Here is a 21586-nt window from a genome sequence, read left to right on the forward strand (position 1 = left end):
ATGTATGAAAATGGTAATCTTAGAGACTGTCCCACAGAAATTTTCACATACCCCCTCGCTGTCTTGCGGTCAGCATCCCCGTAATGGGCTTCTTTAAGAACGTGCCGAAAACCTAATCGCCCGACTGGAGACAGATTCATTAGATGTTGACAACGTCTGTGTCAAGTTTTCTGGGGCACCTCGTATTGTTTATTAGTTGCGTTCACTATCTTCATCGATTTTCAGTACCGGTCTCCTCGGTTGACGAGCGTATCTGGGGCCCGCCCGCCTGCCGACTGTATATCCACTCTGCCCAGGTGAGTTTGAGATCACTTGGATCACGGTCCGGGAATCGCCGCTCGGCTGTCTGGCTATAATTGAGGAGTGCGACCAGCACAACTCCTCCGACGATGTTGCCGAGCGTAACCGGTACGAAGAACGCTGCAAATGCGGCCCAGAGGCTAGCGTTCCCCTGGAAGACGAAGTACAGAACTTCGCACGCACCCGTGATGCAGTGAAACAGGTCGGCCGATGGAATCAGGAACATGAGGAAGATGACGAGCAGCAATCGCGTCGTCGTGTCCCGGCTTGCATGCACTAGCCAGACCAGCGCTGCGACGATATTCCCGGCGAAAATACCCTTGAAGAAGAGGTCCCACCAGCCAGTTTCGAACGCATGCTCTCCGAAACCGACGGCAACCTCGGCAGCTTGCGGGGTAAACACTCCAGTCGTCGCGAGGACGAACGCACCGAGTGCCGCGCCGAGGACGTTCGCGACAATCACGATCCCCCAGAGTCGAAGCAGGTTTCGCACACTCGCGATACGCGTCAAAACTAGCGTGACGGGTGTCAGCGTGTTTTCAGTGAATAGCTGATACCGTCCGAGTACGATGAGGATGAAACCGATCGGATAGAACAGGTTCCCGATCAGTGGTGCCGATTCGAGTGGAACGGTCGCGGTGACCGCGGATCGTGCGAGAAACGTCAACGTGATCGCGAGCCCTGCTGCCACCCCACTCATGAACAGCTGACGATTCCTCCGGCTGAACTCCTCGTCCGCAGTAGCGACAAGTCGCTGGAATATTTCGTCCGCCGAGAAATAATCTCGGATGGCCGCTCCCGAAGCCGGCGCTCCACTTCGCGATCGTTCGATCGTCTCTCTCAGCGCCCTGTCACGGTGTCGTATCGAGGCCTGAATCGCGCTTAGATCGCCTGTCTGAACGAGTGCCTCGAGCAGTGCGTCGTATTCGAGGGGGCCGTCGTACCGGCGGCCGTTGATAAATATCGTTGGCGTTCCGTCGACGCCGCTGTGCGCCCCGCCCGAGACATCTTCCTCGATGCGTTCCTCGTGGACGCCGGCATCCAGTTCTCGAGTAAACTGCTCGGTATCGAGTCCGATATCCGCAGCGTATTCAATCAGGTCCTCGTCGGTGAGGGCGTCCTGATGGTCATAGAGGATGTCATGCATCTCCCAGAACATCCCCTGCGCGGCGGCGGCTTCGGCAGCTTCCGCGGCACGCAGGGCGTGTGGGTGAGCCTCCGTGAGCGGAAAGTGCCGGAAGACGAACCGAAGTTTGTCGCCGAGTCGGTCCTGAATACGTTTGAGTACCGGGTATAGCTCGCCACAGGACGGGCACTCGAAGTCTCCGTACAATACCAGCGTAAGCGGCGCATCGTCGGGGCCGCGCACGTGATCGCGCTCCGTGACTGGGACTGCGAGCGTCGAGACCGTAGATCGACTCATGAACAACTGCAGAAGGCCACGGCTCTTAGGCCCTTATTTCTCAGGATATCTGGCTCCACGACGAATATCGGTTTTCGGTGTGACCGCCAGGACGTTCGTTCGGGCAGTCGGACGATATCTCTGCGAGGGCAGTTGAAGCTACGGTCACGTTCCACAGGTCGCTCGTGGGAGCCGAAACGCTCGTACTCTCCGCTGGATCTTGGTAGTGGTTGTCGTTTACTGCATATTACCGGCCATCAGTGAACCGCACAACCGATCCAGAGTCAACTATCTGTCTCTGTTGAAACTCCCAATAGTTCACATAAACGGCCTGCTGAGTACAGGATGCAAGTCGGTCATGTCGGATGAGGTTAGAAGAAGGATGGCGCCGCAAGACCGACTGCGAACAGAAGTGAGAACGCGAGGAAAAGCTTCCCGGTCCGTTCTAATGCTGGGTTGAGAGCTGCTCCTGTCGTCTCGTCCCGGACTGTGATCCACAGTTGCCAGCCCAGCGGCGCAGTCAACAGCGGAGCGAGGGGGAACACACTCTCCCACATTCCTGCGAAAACCAGGGGGACGAGATAGGCGAGTACGAGCAGCGCAGCATACTCAATCCGGCTCCACCGGTATCCGATCTTTACAGCTAGTGTCTCCTTCCCGGTTTTTCGGTCTGTTTTCAAATCCCGAATGTTGTTCACAACGAGGATGTTCGTCGAGAGCGCGGCTGCTGGTATACTCGCCACAACTGCGGCGACCGTGACTGTGCCTGCAGGTACCGTGACCGGAATCAGACGTGCGGTAGCGACTGTCGAAACTGCCTGGACATAGTAGGTGCCGGTCACTGCAATGAGCCCGAAGAAGACGAACACGAATAGGTCTCCGAGACCGTGATATCCGAACGGATAGGGGCCGCCAGTGTACGCGAAACCAGCAAGGATCGATAGGATACCGACGACAAGGATCGGCACGCCACCGACATAGACCAGGTAGACGCCAACGAGCGTCGCAAGCGAGAACGCAACGTACATCGCTCGGCGGACACACGTGGGGGAGATGAGGCCCGACTGCGTAACCCGCTGGAACCCTTCTCTATCTTCTGTGTCAGCACCGCGAATGGCGTCGTAATAATCGTTCGTAAAGTTAGACCCGATCTGGAGGAAGAGCGCGCCAAGCAACGCAGCAACTGCAGGTCCAACGGCAAACACACTGTCGTGTATCGCTAACCCAACGCCGACGATGACTGGAGAAGCTCCTGCCGGTAGCGACTGTGGACGTATCGCCATCAACCATGCTCGCAAATGGGATACGTCAGGTTGATTGTCCATCAGTAGGTGTATTTCTAGTGGTAGTATTTCTCTCTATTGAGATGGACTCTCGGCTACCGGTTCTCTGGAGTTCTATCCCGGACAAGTGGCTCTGACTTTATGAGAATCCTGTTTAAGCCCCAAGTCGGTGAACGAATACGCTGGGTTTGAAGGAGGCCGTCTTTCAACCTGTGCTCGAGAACACGAGGCCCTGACTGGCCCCTTACAAGAATCCGAAGGGGTGGGCAAACAGCCCGTATAGGTGTCTATTCGGATCGTTCCACGGTTTACAGACCTGCTAGAGGATCTGGGTAATCTATATTCTTTCTGATCGTGATTATATTTCAGTGACAACTCCGTTAGTAGTCCGGAAATAGTTGATAGAGAGCTGAGTCATCGTCAGTATGATCGCTAAGATTTGTCTCAAGCTCGCCGAACACGTCCATCAGTACAACACGTTTACTGTCTTGATCGTAGCTGACGATATTGTGCTCGGCAAGCCGTGGCAGGTGGTTATGGATGAGCGAGATAGTAATACGTTGCTGGGTTTTTTCACTTACATTCTTGGGGCGAATATCCTTTTCCCGAGCGGCAATCTCCCGAGCAAGACCGTCGATTCGTCCCTGGCCATCTTGGCTCAGGAGAGAGAGTAGGTGTTGTCGCTGGGAATCTGAAAGAAGTCTGTAAGCAGTGTCTTTGGAAAGTTCAGGTGACATCGTTATCAGTCATTTGTCCCTGCCTCAGTCAAGACTTGCTCCAACATAGTTTGGATTCACAGTTGGGTATGAATAAGTATTATCTCGGTTGTTATTCTAGTGAGTTCTATCTTCTAATGAGAGATGGTATAGAGTCGCTGGCGTGCATCTTGGAAGGATACTTGTTTCTCAATTATCCCTTCCCCTTCAAGCCGATTGAGTGCATATCGAACGGTTCGTGCAACGAGTTTTGTCTCCTCAACGAGTTCCTTTTGAGTACATTCGCCCTCGTGTTCTAACGTCTTGTAGACAAGTTTTGAGCTTGGAGGTAGTTCTTCAAGCAACGCTTCTGTTGAAGATTTCATGTTATATATTATCAGTGGTTCATGGCTTATATACATAGTTTCGGTTTGATGCTTCTCTTGCGCTAATAGTGGGGATTATATGAGAATTATAGCGATCACCAGCGTTTCGGCATCTATTTATATTATATCACGTCTGTGAACAGATATGGGTCTTACTATCAATGTGGAAGATGATGCAAATGTCGAACTTGATGATGTGGATGTCAATATCTATGGAGATAAAATAGAATTTTCTGTTGAAGGAGAGATCACAGATGTCCCTTCAGAACTACTGACTAAATTTATTGGAGAAAGACTATCACCAGTGGAAATAACGTTCGAGAAGGATTAATAACTATAGCAACCATTATACACGTGGTACATGACTCCCTTCTATAGCAATGACTGAGCACGATACAGGGTCGACGACTCCCTCTGCTCCAGCTCCTGATAGTGTACAAGTGATTAAAACGATCGCAGATCATCTTGATCAGGATCCAACCGAGGTTGACTTTACATTTAGTGACTACCTTGACCCTGATGCGCTTGATTCGCTTCTCGAATCTTCTACTGAAGAGTTAGTTGTCGCATTTACGATTGAAGACCTGCTTGTTACCGTGGCAAATGATGGGACAATCGAGGTGAAATGCTACGAGAACTGATATCTCTTGCACTGCGTAATGATCGGAACGTGATAAATAGGAAGAGCTATAGAACTTCTTTCTTTTTGTCTGTGTACTAGGCCTTTAGCCTAGTCTGGTGAGAGCCCTCGGCTCATAACATGGTCTGACACCGGGTGAGGGCGTGTGAGATATCGAGCGGTCACTGGTTCAAATTCGGTAAGGCCCACCCAACATCCTTTTCTGTCATGCTTCTCCCGGTAAAAAACAGTGTTATAATCTATTTTATTATTTCTGTTTCGTATCACCTGCACTTGGTTGTATGAATCGACAATATTATATCAGACCGAGACATGAGTGTGGATAACATGATAGAGAATATCACTCAGAATGTCGAAAATTAGGGTCTTCCAAATGACGTCCTATTCAATATTCTATCGCATGAACGACGGCGGTCCGCTCTATATTGCCTTGAGAAATATCAGACTCCGATGGCACTTGCAGATCTAGCTGACGAAGTAGCACGAGTGGAATACGATGTCGCTACACTTCTTCAGATCCCAGGAGAGGATGTGAAAGAGATCTATCTGGACCTCTACCACTCTCATATTCCGAAGATGGAGGATGCCAATCTCATTGAGTATACTCAAGAAGAAGACATGGTATGTCTCAAACATGAACTCTCAGATGGCACTGTCTAGTTTAGCACCTCCGCTGGTGTCTGTCCGTTGAGTGATTGGTGCGGTCGTTGTGTGTTATAGTAGTGTACAAACTGTTCAAGCCATTCTCTGACGCTCGCCCGACTGCCCACCCACGAGTTATGGAAGCGGTCAACTCGCATCTTGAAGGTGTGAAACCATTTTTCGATCAAGTTTCGATCGACGTAGTCGAGCTGACCGCTCAACCCTAATCGAGAGAGGGCAGTCAGATATCCGTAGCCATCGACGAGAAACACCGTCTCGGAGAGATCGTGTTTCTCGGTTAATCGATGCAGAAATGCAGCGGCTGGATCGGTGCCTCGTCGTCCGAACACTGCAACATCAAGAATTAGTCGTGAGTCTAAGTCTATTGCAGCGTATACCCAAGACCAGTCGCCGTTGATCTTGACAGCAGTTTCATCAATGGCGACCCGCGACGGCTGCGCCGTCGGCGGGTCTGGCACGCTGTCAGCCAGCCGATGTACCCAGTGCCAGATTGCTTGATGAGAGCGTTCCACACCGATTAAGCGAAGAATTGCTTGTGTCTCTCGGAGCGAACAACCGGTCGCGTGGAGCCGGACGGCGAACACCCTGACGGGCGTCGCCGTCCGCTCACGCTCCCAAGATTCTTCTAAATCCGTCGCGTAAGACTCGCTGAGCAGGTCTGCGAGCTGCATGTCCAAACCAACTCCACGACCTGCTCGCTTCTCAAACTGCGCTAACTAGACAGTGCCAATGAGTGGTTTTTACCTGTAGAGTGCTGCTTTCGGCGGTGATTCCCGGTTTCTTGTGAACGTTTTGTCCGGCATTCGCAACCACATATGGGATATTTTGTATAGCGCGATATAATTCATAGGTATTCTGCTGTACGGTAATTGGCCATCTGAGGCTCCTAAACCCCGAAATCAATCGATAGTTCTGATTTTAGAAGTGGTCCTGATTATGCCCGTAATCACGACCACTTTGAAGTACCCGTCGCCGTCGGGTAAGCACGGATGTTGCAACCGCCTCACGACGTCGCTTTCCCCAGAGTTAAGCCGCTGTGAGAGGGGTGTCTCTCTGCAGTTGCCGGATTGGTTACAAATTCCGCTCCATCGCCGGAAGCCTTATTATGAATTGTCCATAATTCGTAATCAAGATGGCGCAATCACCCCCCAGGTCAGGTCGGCCACCTATTCAGCAGCTTCAGACGGTCGTAGACCTCCTCGAGACGCCGGCACTTGCTCGGATGTACGCCCATATCTTACAACACGGCCCGGTCACAGTTTCCGAGATCGTGGATGTGCACGACATCCCACAGGGGACTGCCTACGACTACGTTCAGAACCTCGAAACAGCTGGCTTAGTGGAAAAAACCCGTGATCAACGCCCATACGAATATGACGCCGAGTCGATTTCACTCACGCTCTCGACGGACGGAGAGACTCAAACGATCACGCCGGCACTTATCGCAGCCGTTGCCCGCCGCGACGAGGACGAGGACATCGATGTCTACATCGAACGCCACGGACTCGACGGCCTGGCCGTCGCGCTGGAGTACACCTACGAGTATGTCGATGGGACGGTCAACCATCGCATCGCGGCCCGCGAACTCGAAATCTCGCCGCTTGAGGCCGAGATTATTCTTCAAGCACTCGAACCAGTCGCTACCGAGTACGCCGACGCGGCTGCATGACGACTGCATACGTCGCCGATACTGGCGTCTTCGTGCGGTGTGGTGGTCCGGACAACGACAAGTTTCAACGGCTTCGACAGGCAGTTCGACAGGCCGGTGTCTCCCTACGCATCCCCCAGCGCGTCTACGAAGAACTCGGGGGCGACCCAGCTGCAGACGAGTATCCCTCAGGGAACATTCCCTATCCCGATGGATTCGAGGAAGGATGGATCGTCGTCGCCGACGAGTTGGACTATACCAATTCGCTCGTTTCGACGATAATGGACGACGCTCGCCGCTTCATTGCCAACGAGACCGATCGGAACGTGGATATCACCGAGAAAGCAGATACAGCGCTTGTCGGGCTTGCTGCTCAATTACTCGAGACCGATCAGGCCGACCACGTTATTCTCTTGACAACCGACAAACCTGCGGGGCGGGCAGCCGAAACGCTCCTGCCACAACACGGCTTCAGCGACCAGTTCGAGTACCGGTACGTCAGCATCGAGTATCTCGAGACGATCACAGCCGACGAATTTCGCTGACGCAGACCCTATGTGAGACCCGATGATCGATGACAGCTCTGCCCGTTCTGAAAACACTCTCGACGAGACGTTCGAGCGCTACCTTCAGGACAAGGGAAAAGGTCGCGGTGGCGATGGCACCGGTGGAACGCCGCTCGCGAACTTGAGCGGCGACCCGGTGAGGCCGTCGACGACCGGCACGAACAGATTCGACTCGTCGTCGAGGATATCAACGGCGTCGGGCCGACGACCTTGAGGGAGCGATAGTCATTCTATTAGCTCACAAGTGACTGACGACTGTAATTACTCAACCTGCGTAAATGACCTGTAAATTTCTTGCCTTAATTCATATGACTCGTCCGACGAGGGTGACCCATTCATCTCGAGTGGTTCAATAAGATGAACCATCGATTCACAAGGTACTGTCTAGTTTTGCACCTCCGCTGGCGTCTGTCCGTTGAGTGACTGGTTCGGTCGCTGTGTGTTATAGTTGTGGACAAACCGTTCAAGCCATTCTCTGGCGCTGGCTCGACTGCCAACCCACGAGTTATGGAAACGGTCGATCCGCATTTTGAGAGTGTGGAACCACTTTTCGATGTGATTTCGGCCGACGTAATCGAGGTGACCACCCAATCCTAATTGGTGGATGGTAGTCAGATATCCAGCACTATCGACGAAAAATTCAGCGTCGGAGAGATCGTGTTTCTCGGTGAGCCCATGCAGAAATGCAGTAGCTGGATCGGTGCCTCGTCGTCCAAAGAGAGCGATGTCGAGAATGAGTTTTGTATCGAGGTCTATTGCAGCGTACATCCAAGATCGGTCGCCGTTAATCCTGACAGCGGTTTTGTCAACCGCGACCCACGACGGCTTCGCCGTCGGCGGGTCTAGAACGCTGTCAGCGAGCCGATGTACCCAGCGCCAGATCGCTTAGTGATAGCGTTCAACGCCGAGTGAACGAAGAACCGCTTGTGTCTCTCGAAGCGAACAACCGGTCGCATGGAACGAACGGCGAACGCTCTGACGGGCGCCGCCGTCCGCTTATGCTCCCAACATTCATCAAATTCCGCCGCGTAGCTCTCGCTGAGCAGGTCAGTGAGTATCATTCCACGCGGATATCGTTGCAATCGGTTGGCTCGCCGGGTTTTATGCGCTGCTCTCGTCGATTCTTCTTGCACACGGCGTCCCAACAGAACAGGAATTCATTGGATAAAATTCCGAAAGACGACTCGAAAAATAGTCGGGTGAGTAGTAACAGACCGGTTCGACCTATATGACTGCCGGTTTGACTCGAGGCGCTGGTCTGCTTCGATACCACACGTAATTTCGGTTGTAATCGACTATACGACTCTCAGTTGTGAGTGCGATCGTTAGGGTATTGCAGCGTCACGAGTCAGCGTAATCGCTTCGACATACCGCTCGTGGTAGGATTCAATGAGCGACGAACCGATGATTGGATTCCCGTGGACTGGTGCCCAGATCTCAAGATCGTATTGCTCACGCAACTCCACAAGCGCGTCGCCCATTTTGGCTGGATCAAGGTACTTAGTGAACGGCAAGGCATCTTCATTGTACGATCGGATATCATCAACTGAGACCATATCAGCCGGATCGTCAATGACACTTCGGCACGCGTCAGAGGCGTGATAGTGGCCCATATCGCCTGTAAACATCGCCTTCGCTTCGTGGTCGTAGATCCACATCGTGTGTGCCGCATCCACGAGCGGCGGCCACGGAAACGTAATTGTTCGCCCACATATCTTTCGCGTCTCATCGTGCATACAGCCCGTCGACGGACCCATTCCGAGGGTTTCCGGGTTTGCTGACGTCCCACTAAACGACGTGTAGAGGTCGTAATCCCAAATTTCGTAGAACTTTCGCGCGTTGGCGACGTGTGGAAGGTCGTAGTGGCTGAGAATCGCTGCGTCGATACCCTCTGGTCCGACCAGTGCTTCAATGCATTCGATGAGCGCATTCTGATGTTCCAGCGACCCCGCCTCGACGAGAACCGGTCCTTCGGGACCATCGAGCAGGTACGGCGAAATATGGTGATGTCGCTGTTCCATCGGATAGCAGGTGTCGAGCCAACGGATGCCGCCAGGCAGGTTGACAGCAGGTGTGTTGTCGGTCATTATTTCAACTCTGCGAGTCGCTCGCCAGTTGTGATCATGTCCACGACCCGTTTCATTTCTTCCATATAGGCGACGGCATCCTCACGGATCACTGTCCCGTGGGCAGGACAGACAATATCTGGATTGTGTGTCTGGATGAGGTCGTCAATCGAACGGTGTACCAGTTCTGGGTCACAGTACTGGAGCCAGCGAAGTGCCCGCGCCTGAAACTCCATGATCTGTTTCGCTGAGAGCGGCGAATCCAGTTCGTCCGAAAAGAGCAGACACTCACCCTCGAGGTGGGGAGACCCCATCCAATCAGCGGTAAACAATGTGTTCGACGTATGCTCTTTCAGCCAAATGTGGAACGCGGTGTCGGGGAAGGTGGCATCCAGAAACTCGACGGTGTACCCGCCAAGGTCGAGCGTCTCTCCAGCTTCAACCTGTCGCCCTTGATCGAGGTAGTAGAGTTCCTCGCCGCGACCGTACGCCGACGAAAGCAGCGTCGCATCGGGATATCGCTGGAGGAGTGCATTTGCATTGCCTGCATGGGGCGCCTCCGGATGCGACGGGACTACGTAATCAAGTGAATTCCCATTGAGTAATTCCTCGAGGGCGTCCATGAGTTGGTTGCGCGCGCCGGGAGAGACGGTGTCGTACAGGAGCGTCTGTTCACCGTCGATGAAGTACGCATTGTTACAGACGTGGACGAGACGGTCGCCGTCGAACCAGTCAGGAGGGTCTTCGCGCATGGCATCTGTCATCACGGGCTTATCGATACACTGTTGGATCTGATAGATATCTGGTCCAATCTTTCGTGGCATATATCTCCATATGGATGTGAGGAGTGTACATACTTGAAGACTTCCCTCGGTTCACCGGCTAGAACGCCTGATTTTGCCGGGATCAAATTACGGCGGATCACGTCAGTTGGACATCCTCGAAAACTAGTTCGTACTCTCGATACTGATTCACATCAACCGATATGAATCGTTCATGGAGACGTGGGTCTCTGCTACGTTCGTCCGTATGAATGCTTATCGCAGGACGTACACTGCACCATCTTCGACTTCGGTCTCAAACGTCGGCGTTACGTACCGCTCGTCAGAGATGTTAACGCCTGTCTCGAGGTCGAACTTCCACTCATGCCACGGACACGTGACGACACAAGGATCGTGATCATACTGCCACTCCCAGTTGTCGTCGACAGCCATTTCCCCCGTCACTTGCCCTTCACAGAGCGGTGCACCTTGGTGGACACAGTAGTTCGCGAGCGCGTAGTACTCACCGTCGACATAGAAGACACCGATTTCGAGGCCGTCAACTTCGCAGATGATCCGGTCCGAATCATCCGTGAAGTCGTCGGTACCCGCAACCCGGTATCGGGTCGTCATTGAAGATTGAACACCTCTGCCGCGGTCTCGCCCATGATTCCAGCGACGACGTTGTCGTCAAATGCTGGTCGAATCCGATCGAACAGTTCTTCAGGCGGATCGAAGTCCGTGTGTGGAAGATCTGAAGAGTACATGATTGACTCTGGGCCGGCCATCTCGATGGCCCACGCGAGGTGACGGCCGTTCCGGGCAGTGTGACCGAGCGGTTGCGTGGTGAAATAAAACTGATCACGAACATACTCGCTCGGCAGTTTCTCGAGATATGGGAGTTCGTCGGCGAACTGCAGGTAGTGGTCGTCGAGACGCCAGAGAAGGTACGGAATCCAGCCGATACCGGCCTCTTGGAAGACGAACGTTACGTTAGGGAACCGTTCCGGGACGCCCCGAAGCAGCATTGTCGTGAGGTTCCACATGTGGGTAAACGGGTGCGTGATGACATGTTCTTCCGCATAGGTCTCATTCCACATGGTCTGCGTCGGGAACATGGTGTGGCTGGCACCGATCGAGGCGTGGATGACGACCGGCATACTGTGGCGGGATGCAGCCTCATAGACCGGATCGTAGCGTTCGTCGCCGAGTGGTGGGACCGTTCCCGTTCCCGGGAGATAGATCCCCTTGATAGAGGGATGATCTGCCAGACGGTCGATCTCTTCGACGGCCAGTTCAGGTTTGTGGTGTGGAATGAGCACATGACCGTACAAACGGTCGTGGCGCTCTAAGAATTCCTCAATCACCCACAAGTTGTAGCCGTTGGCCAGTGCTAGTGCGAGCTGGGGGTTGTCGACGCTCGCGATGTTCAGATTAGTCGTCGGTCCGATCAACGCGTGGGTTATCCCGAACTCCTTGAGTTGGTCAAACTTCGCGTGAACGTCATCGACATCGTAGCCGCGATCGATAAACCCCGGCGTCGGCAGCGAATTCGAGTAGATGTCCATCACTGGGTTTGTTGAGTGAGAGAGAATTTCGAGGCTGCCGCTAAAGCGATTTTCGTCGATATATTCGACGATATCGTCAATAGACTCTGTAACGTGAGAGTCACCATCGACGATACAGCTGAGGTCGTCAATCGATCGAAGTGTGTTACTCATCGGTTTGTTCGTCTAGGCGGATCATCCCTGTGTTAAACCATCGTCCCACATTCCCTCATCTTGAAGGTACTCTGCAAAACCTGGGTGAACAGGAATCTCTGGTGTGAGACCTTCCGCTGCGTACTCGAGTGTGAAGTCGTTAGCAGCGGCGTCGTACTCCTGGATCTCGTCGATATTTTCAAAGACCGTTTCTACGAAGGAGTAGACGAGATCGGCGTCGAGTTCTTCGCTGAAGAAGTACCCGTACGGGACTCGACAAGAGTCAACCGTGTCCTGTGGTGGATCAATGTTGAAGATTTCAACGAGGTCCGAATCGTCGATGTTCGCGTAGCCGGAGGCTGCGATTGCATCAAGTTGATCCGGTGTGTATTCGACGATTCTGACGTCCTCGTTAGAGAGGAGTTCGGCGGCCCATCCTGGTCCAACGACGCCGTTGGTCGCGTATAGCGGACCGGCGTCGATGCGTCCTTCCGTAAGCGCAGGTGCGACATCGGACCACTCGTTGTTGATCGTATTAGTCTCGTCGAGCATGCCCGTTACCGAGAGGAACGTCATGTTGTTGAAGTCGGCACCCGTCGGGCCGACGCTCACATCTCGTCCGGCAAAGTCCTCAACAGTCTCGATTCCGTTGCCCCCGAGGGTAACCCAAAACAGCCGGAAGTCGTAGGGATTGATTCCCTGAAGTGCCTTCGTTTCGACGGCGCTGTCACCGGTAAAGTCAGTTGGTCCATCAGGGACGGGTTCTTCGTTGTTGTACGCCGCCGCTCCGAGTGGCAATGCAGCGGCAGCCATCTCATCTTCGCCACGCCCGACCAGGCGGATCGCTTCTTCACTGCCACCGTAGGAGCCGACCTCAAGATTGAGGTCATCATTGTACTGATCAAGAACGCGAGCAAGCGCACTCGCGATGTTGTGGAGTGTCGAACCCTCACCAGGTGTTCCAACTGTCCACGTTTCTCCGATTGGAGATCCTGTTCCGTCGCCGAGACAGCCTGCGAGCCCACCGAGTGCCCCGACTGATGCAACTTTGAGATATGTACGTCTATTCAGACCGCTGGCTTTCTTTGCCATACAACACCTAGCACGGATAGCGTTTATATATAGGTTTCGTATGAAACGCGTTCACGAAAAAAAGATTGTGAGCAAGAGATGAAGAGCCGTCAGTCACCGGCGGCGATTGGCTGGCTAGTGTATGAGTGATAGTTTTTCGACATCACTGCAATAATCAAGACTGCAGCACCGATGTTGAGGATAGGTTCATTGACGAAGATAATCGACAGTGAACCAACGCCGACGACACCTCGAGAGACAGCTGACGCGTGAGTAACAAAGTAGCCGTTGATCGCAACTATCAACCCGATGAGGCCAGCCGCAACCAAGAAGAACGTCAACAGCGTCGTGCTGTTCCACTGAAGCAGGTTCGAGTGGATTATGAACGCATACGGGAGCAAAAACGCTGGAAGCGCGATCTTTAGCGCCTCCTTGCACGTCTTGAAGAACCCGACATCCGCGATCTTACAAGCGACAACACATGTTAAGGCGACAGGTGGTGTAATCGCGGAGAGGATTGCGAAATAGAAGACGAACATGTGGGCGTACATCTGTTCGATACCGAATTCGACAACAGCAGGACCGACGAAGATAGCCACAAGCACATAGGCGGCGACGGTCGGCATGCCAAGTCCGAACATCAGCGACATCAACATCGCGAAGAACAGCAGGACGAGCAAACTTCCTCCGGAGGCGTCAAGCATCGCAAACGTGAGGATCTGTGTGAACGTACCTACGCCGATCATCTCGACGATGATCCCGATGCTTCCGAGTACAACGAAGATGGGACCGGCGGTCACCGCACCTATCTGTAACCCTTGTAGCGTCTTTTTGCCCGTCAGAACGAGCGAGGTCGTCTCAAATCCGGAGAGGTAAAACTGCCAGAGAAACTGTAACGCGACGAGTGCAACCATCGATCGCAGGGCCGACGTCATCGGATCAAACCGGACCCACGCGAGGTAGTAGATGAGCACGAGAAGAGACACGATAATCGGGATCCCGTGAATGAATACTTCTTTTCCGGGAAGTTGCTCGAAGACGTTGTCCCCATCGTCATCAAAGATCGTCGACTCTTCCGTAAGTCCCTGCTTGAGCGAGAGGATGTGCGTCGACACCGAAATAGTCATATAAAATAGGATTGCTGGAAGCAGTGCGATCGCGATGATATCAACGTATGGAACATTCAAAATTCCGGCCATCACAAACGCTGCAGCACCCATAACCGGCGGAATAACTTGCCCGCCGGACGACGCAGTCGATTCGATCCCTGCTGCGGTCTCGCCTTTGAAGCCTCGCTCTTTCATCAATGGGATGGTAAACGAGCCTGTCGTCGCCGTATTCGCCACGGCGCTACCGGAGATCGACCCCATAAACAAACTGGCGAGCACTGCTGCCTGAGCTGTCCCGGCACGAACCCGTTTTTCGACAACCTGTCCGAGTGCAAAGGCCATGTTGAGTGCACCGTATCCCTCAAGCAGGCCAGCGTAAATGAGGAAGATAGCGACCCAGGTGACACCAACCTGAACGATGTTACCGTAGATACCCCCGAGCGTAAGTACCGAGATCTCGACCATCCGCTGTGAGTCAATACCGCTGTGTGTGAACCACCCTGGCAAGTAGTTCCCAAAGATCGCATATCCAATCGTCACCAGAACCACTGCAGTGAGAACGTTCCCGTATGCGCGGCGAGTGGCCTCGACGATGACCACGACCAAGATCCCACCGAGGACGTACTCAAGTTGTGTGTACGTCAGAACGGAGCCACGGATCGCCTCGAAATTTGAGAAGAAGTAGTACGTGACGGCGAGCGTTGCGACCGCTAGTATCACATTTGTTGCCAGTGACAGCTTTCCACGCACTGTTTCACGGTCCGTCCCGAGCGCATCGATGGCGAGAAACACCAAGATTCCCCAACCGAGGGCTAACACAGTGTGGTGACCCCTGTTCACGTACCGTGTGTACGAGTAGTACATCATGTACAGCGCGAAGCCAAGGCTCAGAATGGAAACGAGGATCCACAGAATCGAATCTACGTTTCGCGACAGCTCCGGAAGTCGCTTTTCTCGGCCGTATTCAATTGGATTGTTCAGCAGCGGATTCTGGTCCTTCTTATCGCTCATTATCGTTGTACTCTATTTTTCCGTAGTCGCTATTAATCTGTGGGTGAAAGACACACTCAGTCCGTTACGGTGACGTGTCTAGTTTCTTTCTCGTATAGGGCTTGAGCCCACCTTCATCGACGAGGTCCTGCAAGAACGATGGGAGAGGCTCTGCATTGTACGTCTCATCTACTTTATGATTATGCACCGTCCCGGCGTCAAGATCGATTGAGATTTCATCACCGTCATCAATCTGATCTGCGTCAGGACAGATCATGACCGGCAACCCAAGGTTGATCGCGTTCCGGAAAAATATCCGAGCGAACGACTGGGCGACAACACCGTCGACACCAGCACCGATCAGCGACAGTGGAGCGTGCTCGCGCGAGGACCCGCTACCGAAGTTTTCGCCGGCGACGACGAACTCGCCGTCTGCGACGTTCGCCGAGAATTCGGGACGCAGGTCGTTGAATGCGTTGGTTGCAAGCTCCTCCGGATCGGTGGAGACGATAAACCTCGAGGGTGTGATCTGGTCGGTGTCGATGTCGTCGCCGAAGACCCAAGCACGGCCGGGTTCTTCGAGGCTCATCGAACCACCCCCAGGTCAGCAGTAGCGTGATCATCGTAGCGTTCGGTCTCAATTTCCCGTGGATCGGTGATCTCGCCGTACAGTGCGGTTGCAGCTGCGGTCGCTGGACTGGCAAGGTAGACGCGACTGTCCATTGACCCTTCCCGACCGGGGAAGTTTCGGTTCGCCGTCGCCAAACAGACGTCGTCGTCACCGAGGACGCCCTGGTGGTAGCCGGCACAGGGACCACACCCCGCACTCTGGAACGTCGCACCAGCCGCGACGAGTGACTCGAGAACGCCAGTCTCGAGGCATTTCTCGTAAACGGCTCCCGAGGCAGGGACGACGATCAATCTGGTTCCGGGTGCGACCTGCTCGCCCTTAAGGGCATCAGCGACGACCCGGATGTCCTCGTAACGGCCGTTCGTACAGGTCCCGACGAACACCTGGTCGACGTCGGTGCCGACCACGTCGTCGATGTTGACGGCGTTTTCGGGGTTTGACGGCTTTGCGACCTGTGGCTCGAGGTTAGCGCCTTCGTAGGAGTGGACGGCCTCGTAAGTCGCATCGTCGTCAGAAGCGAGGTCTGGATCGATGGAAATCTTGATATCGGCCTGGTTTTTAAGGTAATCAACGACCCGTTCATCAGGTTCGACGATGCCGGCTTTGCCCCCCATCTCGATCGCCATGTTGGCGAGGACGAGTCGTTGATGGATGGGGAAATCTGCGATCGCGGACCCGGCGTATTCGGCGGTTTTGTAGGTCGCACCATCGAAGCCGACGTCACCGATGAACTTGAGGATCAGGTCTTTCGCGTAGACACCTTCGGGGAGGTCACCGTGGACTTCGAATCGAATCGTCTCGGGGACGCGGAACCACAGCTCGCCTGTCGCAAACGTCGTCCCGAGGTCGGTCGAACCGACGCCGGTACCGAACGCGCCAAGGCCGCCGTACGTTGTTGAGTGTGAATCAGCGCCGACCACGAGATCGCCGGGTTCAACGAACCCCTCCTCGATCATTACTTGGTGGCAGATACCGTCACTTATCTCGTACTGATGAGCGCCATACGCTGAAGCGAACTCTCTGACGATGTTATGGTTGTTCGCTGCCTTGACGCCATCGGCTGGCGCGTGATGGTCAAGCGTGAAGACAGTGCTGTCGGGAGCGGCTAACTCGCGGTCCTCATCGGTGACATCCTCGAAGGCGTCGATCGCGAGTGGCCCAGTCACGTCATGGCCAATCATCTCATCAACGCGCGCTTCGACATAGTCGCCCGCTCTGACGTCCTCGCCGGAGTTCTCCGAGAGAATCTTTTCGGTTATCGTTTTTCCTGTCATGGTGAATCGTTTGTCTGCATGTTATCTCTTGGGAGCCGGTTCTGCATTCGTTATCGCGAGCACCTGTTTGCGGGTGCCGCCCATCAGCATTCGACTCGGCGTTCCGAGTCCGAGCTGTTCTGCAACGGTCTCGGCGACTTCAGTAAGCTGATCGAAGTTGATGTTCGTTTCAATATCCATATCACGAAGCATATTCGCGAGATCCTCTGTCGGCGTGTTGCCGACATCACCGAGACCACCGGGAAGGATCGTTCCGCCACCAAGCCCACAAACGGAGGCGTCAAATCGGTTGACACCGCATTGCATCGCTGCGAGCGTGTTGGCGAGGCTCATGCCGTTCGTATCGTGGAGGTGTAAACCAACGTCGGCGTCAGGGTGCTGGTCGAACAGTGTCGTCAGCATGGCCGTCACCTGACGCGGATCAGCCATTCCCATCGTTGTCGCAAGCGTCACTTCGTCGACGCCAGCCTCAAGGACGCGGTCGACGACCGACAACGTGCGATCCTGTGAGATTTCGCCCTCGTACGGACAGAAGAAGCTCGTACCAAGTCCGGCTTCGACCTCGATATCCGCACCGTCAGCCAGTTCGACAATCGCCTCGATCTCTTCGAGGTTTTCATCCAAACTCATTCCCTGATTTTTCTGGCGGTAGGAATCACTGATGACGACCAGTGCGTTGACCTTGTCGACGTCAGCCTCAATCGCCCGTTCCATTCCGATGGCGTTTGGCACCAGCGCTCGATAACAGACATCGTCGTGGCGCTTGATCCGCGTGGCGACTTTGTCGGCGTCGCGCAGGCTCGGAACCGCTTTCGGGTGAGTAAAGGAAGTACACTCGATCTCATCGACGCCTGTCTCCGAGAGTGCGTTGATAATCTCGATCTTCTCGTCAGTTGGAATGAAGTGGGAATAGCGCTGGAACCCATCACGTGGCAGCATCTCGACGATCGTTACCGATTCGGGTAATTCCATCAGATTACCCCCTCAGAATCGAGTTCCTCAAGCACAGCATCGTCGTACCCGAGGAATTCACCGAAGACGTCCTCGTTGTGTTCGCCTAGATCGACACCAAGGTGATCAACACTCCCCGGTGTCTCGCTAAATTTGGGGATTGTATTCTGCACGGCCGCTTTACCGAGATCCTTATCATCGACAGTAACGACTGCATCACGGGCCTGATAGTGTTCATCGTCCATGATGTCTTCGACGTTATAGACCGATGCGATCGTCGCGTCGTGTTCCTCGAACGACTCGAGAATTTCCTCACGTGTATGCTCGGCCATCCACTCTTGAATGATCGAATCAAGTTCCTCAACATTCTCGAGACGGCTCTCGTTGTCCGCGAACCGCGGATCATCTTTCAGATCTGGACGACCGATGGCATCGAGCGTCCGCATTGCAATCGGTTGAGCACTGGCCGAGAGTGCAACCCAGCGGTCATCGCCCGTTCGGTAGACGTTTCGGGGGGCAGATGACGTCGATCGGTTGCCAGAGCGGCGAGCGATCTCCCCAGTCTGATCGTAGGTAAGCGGAAACGGTCCGATCAGGTTAAAGATCGGCTCAATCAGACTAACATCAATATACTGTCCGGTCCCGCCGTTGACGTCACGATGATAGAGTGCAAACATCACTGAGAACGTCGCATACAGCGCAGCGATGTTATCTGCTAGCCCAGTCGGCGGCAACAGCGGTTCGCGGTCTTCGAAACCGTTGACGTAGGCAAATCCACTCAGTGCCTCTGCGAGTGTTCCGAAGCCAGGTTTTTCTGCGTACGGCCCAGTCTGGCCGAATCCGGACATCCGCAACATGACGAGGTCAGGATTGGTCTCGGAAAGCTGTTCCCAGCCGAGGTTCCATCGTTCGAGCGTGCCGGGACGAAAGTTCTCGATAAGCACGTCGGCTTCCGAGATGAGGTCATGAAAGACGGTCTGTCCCCGCTCGGCGGAGGCGTCGAGCGTGACTGAGCGCTTGTTCCGACCGAGGTACTTGTGCCACATGCCGACCCCGTCTTTCTGAGTGCCGAAATTACGGATGTGATCGCCGTATTCCGGGTGTTCAATCTTGATTACGTCCGCGCCGAAATCGGCGAGAAGCCGACCAACGGTCGGTCCAGAGATCATCGACCCTGCTTCGATAACGGTGAGCCCATCAAGTGGGCCAAGTTTAGTTGTTGACATAGTGTCTGAATCGTATCTGTGTATATTGTAGTCTCGTTGTCTTAAACTGGCCGGTCGATATGTGTTCCCGAGCCCGGCTCGGCGATAACCTCGCCATTTTCGTACGCGATCTCACCACCGACGATCGTCTGTGTCGGCCAACCAGTCACGTCTCGGCCCTCATAGATCGAGTAATCGGCAACGCTTTGGAGGAGTCCCGGTGTCACTGTCTTTGTCTCGTCCAAATCAACGACCACGAGATCAGCATCGCTGCCGACACGGATCATCCCCTTCTTCGGATAGAGGTTCCACGCTTTCGCAGTGTTCGTACTGGTCACCTCAACGGCACGCTCAAGTGATATTCGGCCCTCGTTGACTCCCTCGGAGAGGATCAGTGGGAGCATCGTCGCACTCGAGGGGAACCCGAATTTGCTCTCGCGAATCGTATCACCGAACTTTTCGTCGGTCGTGTTCGCACAGTGGTCAGTCCCGATACAGGAAATCGTGCCATCTGCGAGGCGTTTCCAGAGGGTCTCCTGATCGTCTGCACTACGGACGGGTGGGTTGACCTTCATGCGAGCGTCACATTCCTCGGTTGTCAGCGTCAGGTAGTGAGTACAGGTTTCGCCAGTGACATCGTAGCCTGCCTCCTGTAACGTGGCGAGTTCATTCGCCGTTCGACCGGCACTAACGTGGACGGCATAGAAGCTGTCGTCATAGTTGTGTTGCCGTGCAAGACTCGCGCCGGAGACGAGGCTTTGGGCTTCCGCGTAATCGGGGAATTCCTCGACGAACACCTCGTACCCTTCCACCTTAGTATCGTCGTCTGCTTCGGTCTCGATATAGGGGTTCCCACCCGCAAGCGCATTTGTGATCTCGACGTTCTCGGAGTGGTAGCCGAGCGTCGTTGGGACGTCTTGGTTGGCTAACGCCTTGATAAATGCGCTTCCGAAATCATCGCGCATCTCACAATCGACACCGAACTTCTCGCGTGCGGCGTACTTGTAGTTCATATACCATTTGAACGTCGTAATCCCGAGTTCCTCGACGATCAGTGGAATCTCCTCAACGTGCTTGAACGAGAGCAATCCGAGCGAGAAGAAGTAATCATGGCGATAGTTTGCTTCGGCCGCCTCAAAGTAGTCGTCCATAATCTCCTCGTAGGAGCCCGCTCGCCGGAAGAAATTTCCTGTAGTTGTCACCCCACCAACAAGATCTGACCGACTCTCAGTATTTGCATCCTCTTCGAGAGAGTTGTAGATCCCGTGGTGTGTGTGCGGATCAATCGCACCCGGAAGGACGTGCTTGCCATTGGCGTCGACGATCTTGTTGCCCTCCAATGAACCAGAGCAACCAATCGCGGCAATCTGGCTGTCCTCAGCGGCTACGTCAGCCTCGAGCAATCCATCTTCGGTTACGAGTGTGCCGTTCGTGATGACGAGGTCGTAACTCACGCCGTCTCACCCATACTTTCGAGGTAGTCCTCGACTTCCTCGGTCTCGAGTACTTCTGCATATTTCATCCACATATCGAGGAGCCCAATCTTGTGCGAGGCCTCGATGCGGTCAAAAATGCATTCCTGCGGGAGGACGACGTCGAAACCGTGTTGCTGGGCATCGACCGTCGTTGCCCGGACACAGCCGCTGGTAGAATTGCCGACGACGACGAGCGTATCGATGTCGTTCCGATTCAGTCGAGCGAGTAGATCGGTGCCGTAGAATGCGCTCGCGTAACTCTTGTCGATGACGGTGTCGTCTGGCTCCGGAGCGACAGGGTCGACAATCTGGAGGTCCTCATGTTCAGGATCGTCATAGGAACTCGGCACGACTCGTGTGTAGCCAACTGGGATGTCGTTCTCACGGGCGAACGATAGGAAGTCCGCGATTCGGTCGACAGCTTCCCAAGCAATATCACCCATCGCGGTCCGGTACTCCTCGACGGCCTCGAGGATCGGAACGTCGTCACCGACGATCAGCTGCTGAACGTCGATAACAAGTACCATGGGATTTTCGCCTGCACCGCGTGATTCCCACGAAGACGCCCCGTCTTTGTCATAGCCTGCCTTCTCGATTACTTGTTTGTCCTGCTCGGAGAGCAAGTCATCCCAGATCCGATTCGTCATACAGTGACTCGTGTCGTGGGAGTGGTTATAAACCTGCGCACAATCACACATTCATTGACACGATCATTGTTCACTGGACACAGACAAGGTGACTGCTCGAATCGAATATGTGGGCCAATGGGG

The 21586-nt window shown here is 54.1% G+C and carries 22 protein-coding genes and 2 pseudogenes; 6 read left to right on the top strand and 18 right to left on the bottom strand.

The annotated features are described in order from the left end of the window. Window positions 1-211 precede the first annotated feature (211 nt). The 4 genes from HYG81_RS37745 to HYG81_RS37760 all read right to left on the bottom strand — a co-directional run bounded on the left by HYG81_RS37745 (window position 212) and on the right by HYG81_RS37760 (window position 4066). Entirely contained in the window at window positions 212-1723 is a 1512-nt protein-coding gene (locus HYG81_RS37745; protein ID WP_226777762.1) for a formate/nitrite transporter family protein, read from the bottom strand. Window positions 1724-2073: 350 nt separating this feature from the next. Continuing rightward, window positions 2074-3027 (bottom strand): 1,4-dihydroxy-2-naphthoate polyprenyltransferase, encoded by a 954-nt coding sequence (locus HYG81_RS37750; RefSeq protein ID WP_226777763.1) that lies wholly within the window; start codon window positions 3025-3027, stop codon window positions 2074-2076. Window positions 3028-3365: 338 nt separating this feature from the next. Beyond that, a complete protein-coding gene (locus HYG81_RS37755; protein ID WP_226777764.1) occupies window positions 3366-3722 on the bottom strand; it encodes a DUF7344 domain-containing protein in 357 nt (118 codons plus the stop codon). 113 nt (window positions 3723-3835) lie between these two features. After that, window positions 3836-4066 carry a helix-turn-helix transcriptional regulator gene (locus tag HYG81_RS37760; RefSeq protein ID WP_226777765.1) on the bottom strand — a complete coding sequence of 77 codons (231 nt, stop codon included), beginning with the start codon at window positions 4064-4066 and terminating at the stop codon, window positions 3836-3838. A 163-nt stretch (window positions 4067-4229) separates the two neighbouring features. Here HYG81_RS37760 and HYG81_RS37765 point away from each other — a divergent pair, with 163 nt between their 5' ends. The 3 genes from HYG81_RS37765 (at window position 4230) to HYG81_RS37775 (ending at window position 5366) form a co-directional block, all read left to right on the top strand. Then, the gene (locus HYG81_RS37765) at window positions 4230-4397 is read left to right on the top strand and encodes a hypothetical protein (protein ID WP_226777766.1); all 168 of its coding nucleotides are present in this window, start codon (window positions 4230-4232) and stop codon (window positions 4395-4397) included. A 49-nt stretch (window positions 4398-4446) separates the two neighbouring features. Continuing rightward, window positions 4447-4707 (top strand): HalOD1 output domain-containing protein, encoded by a 261-nt coding sequence (locus HYG81_RS37770; RefSeq protein ID WP_226777767.1) that lies wholly within the window; start codon window positions 4447-4449, stop codon window positions 4705-4707. Window positions 4708-5096: 389 nt separating this feature from the next. Further along, window positions 5097-5366: a DUF7344 domain-containing protein gene (locus HYG81_RS37775; protein ID WP_425607561.1), complete on the top strand. Its 270-nt coding sequence runs from the start codon at window positions 5097-5099 to the stop codon at window positions 5364-5366. Here HYG81_RS37775 and HYG81_RS37780 read toward each other — a convergent pair. Continuing rightward, the gene (locus HYG81_RS37780; RefSeq protein ID WP_226777769.1) at window positions 5363-6040 is read right to left on the bottom strand and encodes an IS6 family transposase; all 678 of its coding nucleotides are present in this window, start codon (window positions 6038-6040) and stop codon (window positions 5363-5365) included. The genes HYG81_RS37775 and HYG81_RS37780 overlap by 4 nt on opposite strands. A gap of 461 nt (window positions 6041-6501) precedes the next feature. Between HYG81_RS37780 and HYG81_RS37785 the strand changes: the two genes are divergently transcribed. The 3 genes and pseudogenes from HYG81_RS37785 to HYG81_RS37795 all read left to right on the top strand — a co-directional run. Beyond that, complete coding sequence (locus tag HYG81_RS37785; protein WP_226777770.1) at window positions 6502-7038, top strand: DUF7437 domain-containing protein; 537 nt, start codon at window positions 6502-6504, stop codon at window positions 7036-7038. Next, a complete protein-coding gene (locus tag HYG81_RS37790; RefSeq protein WP_226777771.1) occupies window positions 7035-7562 on the top strand; it encodes a PIN domain-containing protein in 528 nt (175 codons plus the stop codon). The genes HYG81_RS37785 and HYG81_RS37790 overlap by 4 nt, the downstream gene beginning before the upstream one ends. A gap of 22 nt (window positions 7563-7584) precedes the next feature. Then, window positions 7585-7739 (top strand): annotated as a pseudogene (locus HYG81_RS37795) (site-specific integrase); the annotation flags it as partial. A gap of 228 nt (window positions 7740-7967) precedes the next feature. Here the strand turns inward: HYG81_RS37795 and HYG81_RS37800 are convergent. The 13 genes and pseudogenes from HYG81_RS37800 to HYG81_RS37860 form a co-directional block, all read right to left on the bottom strand. After that, a pseudogene (locus HYG81_RS37800) lies at window positions 7968-8644 on the bottom strand (IS6 family transposase). Between the two features lie 264 nt (window positions 8645-8908). Further along, complete coding sequence (locus tag HYG81_RS37805) at window positions 8909-9670, bottom strand: MBL fold metallo-hydrolase (RefSeq protein ID WP_226777773.1); 762 nt, start codon at window positions 9668-9670, stop codon at window positions 8909-8911. Further along, complete coding sequence (locus tag HYG81_RS37810; RefSeq protein WP_226777774.1) at window positions 9670-10413, bottom strand: MBL fold metallo-hydrolase; 744 nt, start codon at window positions 10411-10413, stop codon at window positions 9670-9672. Before HYG81_RS37810 ends, HYG81_RS37805 begins: the two co-directional genes overlap by 1 nt. Before the next feature lie 273 nt (window positions 10414-10686). After that, the gene (locus HYG81_RS37815; protein ID WP_226777775.1) at window positions 10687-11043 is read right to left on the bottom strand and encodes a Rieske (2Fe-2S) protein; all 357 of its coding nucleotides are present in this window, start codon (window positions 11041-11043) and stop codon (window positions 10687-10689) included. Further along, complete coding sequence (locus HYG81_RS37820; protein WP_226777776.1) at window positions 11040-11978, bottom strand: amidohydrolase family protein; 939 nt, start codon at window positions 11976-11978, stop codon at window positions 11040-11042. Before HYG81_RS37820 ends, HYG81_RS37815 begins: the two co-directional genes overlap by 4 nt. A 174-nt stretch (window positions 11979-12152) precedes the next feature. Beyond that, window positions 12153-13202, bottom strand: coding sequence for a TAXI family TRAP transporter solute-binding subunit (locus HYG81_RS37825; RefSeq protein WP_226777777.1), 1050 nt, complete (start codon window positions 13200-13202; stop codon window positions 12153-12155). 89 nt (window positions 13203-13291) lie between these two features. Next, window positions 13292-15301 (bottom strand): TRAP transporter permease, encoded by a 2010-nt coding sequence (locus HYG81_RS37830; protein WP_226777778.1) that lies wholly within the window; start codon window positions 15299-15301, stop codon window positions 13292-13294. A 64-nt stretch (window positions 15302-15365) separates the two neighbouring features. After that, a complete protein-coding gene (locus HYG81_RS37835) occupies window positions 15366-15869 on the bottom strand; it encodes a 3-isopropylmalate dehydratase small subunit (RefSeq protein ID WP_226777779.1) in 504 nt (167 codons plus the stop codon). Beyond that, window positions 15866-17185, bottom strand: a complete 1320-nt coding sequence (locus HYG81_RS37840; RefSeq protein WP_226777780.1) for a 3-isopropylmalate dehydratase large subunit — start codon at window positions 17183-17185, stop codon at window positions 15866-15868. Before HYG81_RS37840 ends, HYG81_RS37835 begins: the two co-directional genes overlap by 4 nt. A 21-nt stretch (window positions 17186-17206) precedes the next feature. Next, window positions 17207-18157, bottom strand: a complete 951-nt coding sequence (locus HYG81_RS37845) for a hydroxymethylglutaryl-CoA lyase (protein WP_226777781.1) — start codon at window positions 18155-18157, stop codon at window positions 17207-17209. Next, complete coding sequence (locus HYG81_RS37850; RefSeq protein ID WP_226777782.1) at window positions 18157-19362, bottom strand: CaiB/BaiF CoA transferase family protein; 1206 nt, start codon at window positions 19360-19362, stop codon at window positions 18157-18159. The genes HYG81_RS37845 and HYG81_RS37850 overlap by 1 nt, the downstream gene beginning before the upstream one ends. Window positions 19363-19403: 41 nt before the next feature. After that, window positions 19404-20795: a dihydroorotase gene (locus HYG81_RS37855; protein WP_226777783.1), complete on the bottom strand. Its 1392-nt coding sequence runs from the start codon at window positions 20793-20795 to the stop codon at window positions 19404-19406. Then, entirely contained in the window at window positions 20792-21463 is a 672-nt protein-coding gene (locus tag HYG81_RS37860) for an isochorismatase family protein (RefSeq protein ID WP_226777784.1), read from the bottom strand. The genes HYG81_RS37855 and HYG81_RS37860 overlap by 4 nt, the downstream gene beginning before the upstream one ends. Between the last annotated feature and the right edge of the window lie 123 nt (window positions 21464-21586).

Origin of the sequence: Natrinema zhouii (assembly GCF_013456555.2) — an archaeon.
GTDB classification, from domain to species: domain Archaea; phylum Halobacteriota; class Halobacteria; order Halobacteriales; family Natrialbaceae; genus Natrinema; species Natrinema zhouii.

Coding starts and splice junctions, on each gene's coding strand:
- HYG81_RS37745 (WP_226777762.1), bottom strand. CDS start 1,723: ATGAGTCGATCTACGGTCTCGACGCTCGCAGTCCCAGTCACGGAGCGC.
- HYG81_RS37750 (WP_226777763.1), bottom strand. CDS start 3,027: ATGGACAATCAACCTGACGTATCCCATTTGCGAGCATGGTTGATGGCG.
- HYG81_RS37755 (WP_226777764.1), bottom strand. CDS start 3,722: ATGTCACCTGAACTTTCCAAAGACACTGCTTACAGACTTCTTTCAGAT.
- HYG81_RS37760 (WP_226777765.1), bottom strand. CDS start 4,066: ATGAAATCTTCAACAGAAGCGTTGCTTGAAGAACTACCTCCAAGCTCA.
- HYG81_RS37770 (WP_226777767.1), top strand. CDS start 4,447: ATGACTGAGCACGATACAGGGTCGACGACTCCCTCTGCTCCAGCTCCT.
- HYG81_RS37780 (WP_226777769.1), bottom strand. CDS start 6,040: ATGCAGCTCGCAGACCTGCTCAGCGAGTCTTACGCGACGGATTTAGAA.
- HYG81_RS37785 (WP_226777770.1), top strand. CDS start 6,502: ATGGCGCAATCACCCCCCAGGTCAGGTCGGCCACCTATTCAGCAGCTT.
- HYG81_RS37790 (WP_226777771.1), top strand. CDS start 7,035: ATGACGACTGCATACGTCGCCGATACTGGCGTCTTCGTGCGGTGTGGT.
- HYG81_RS37805 (WP_226777773.1), bottom strand. CDS start 9,670: ATGACCGACAACACACCTGCTGTCAACCTGCCTGGCGGCATCCGTTGG.
- HYG81_RS37810 (WP_226777774.1), bottom strand. CDS start 10,413: ATGACAGATGCCATGCGCGAAGACCCTCCTGACTGGTTCGACGGCGAC.
- HYG81_RS37815 (WP_226777775.1), bottom strand. CDS start 11,043: ATGACGACCCGATACCGGGTTGCGGGTACCGACGACTTCACGGATGAT.
- HYG81_RS37820 (WP_226777776.1), bottom strand. CDS start 11,978: ATGGACATCTACTCGAATTCGCTGCCGACGCCGGGGTTTATCGATCGC.
- HYG81_RS37825 (WP_226777777.1), bottom strand. CDS start 13,202: ATGGCAAAGAAAGCCAGCGGTCTGAATAGACGTACATATCTCAAAGTT.
- HYG81_RS37830 (WP_226777778.1), bottom strand. CDS start 15,301: ATGAGCGATAAGAAGGACCAGAATCCGCTGCTGAACAATCCAATTGAA.
- HYG81_RS37835 (WP_226777779.1), bottom strand. CDS start 15,869: ATGAGCCTCGAAGAACCCGGCCGTGCTTGGGTCTTCGGCGACGACATC.
- HYG81_RS37840 (WP_226777780.1), bottom strand. CDS start 17,185: ATGACAGGAAAAACGATAACCGAAAAGATTCTCTCGGAGAACTCCGGC.
- HYG81_RS37845 (WP_226777781.1), bottom strand. CDS start 18,157: ATGGAATTACCCGAATCGGTAACGATCGTCGAGATGCTGCCACGTGAT.
- HYG81_RS37850 (WP_226777782.1), bottom strand. CDS start 19,362: ATGTCAACAACTAAACTTGGCCCACTTGATGGGCTCACCGTTATCGAA.
- HYG81_RS37860 (WP_226777784.1), bottom strand. CDS start 21,463: ATGACGAATCGGATCTGGGATGACTTGCTCTCCGAGCAGGACAAACAA.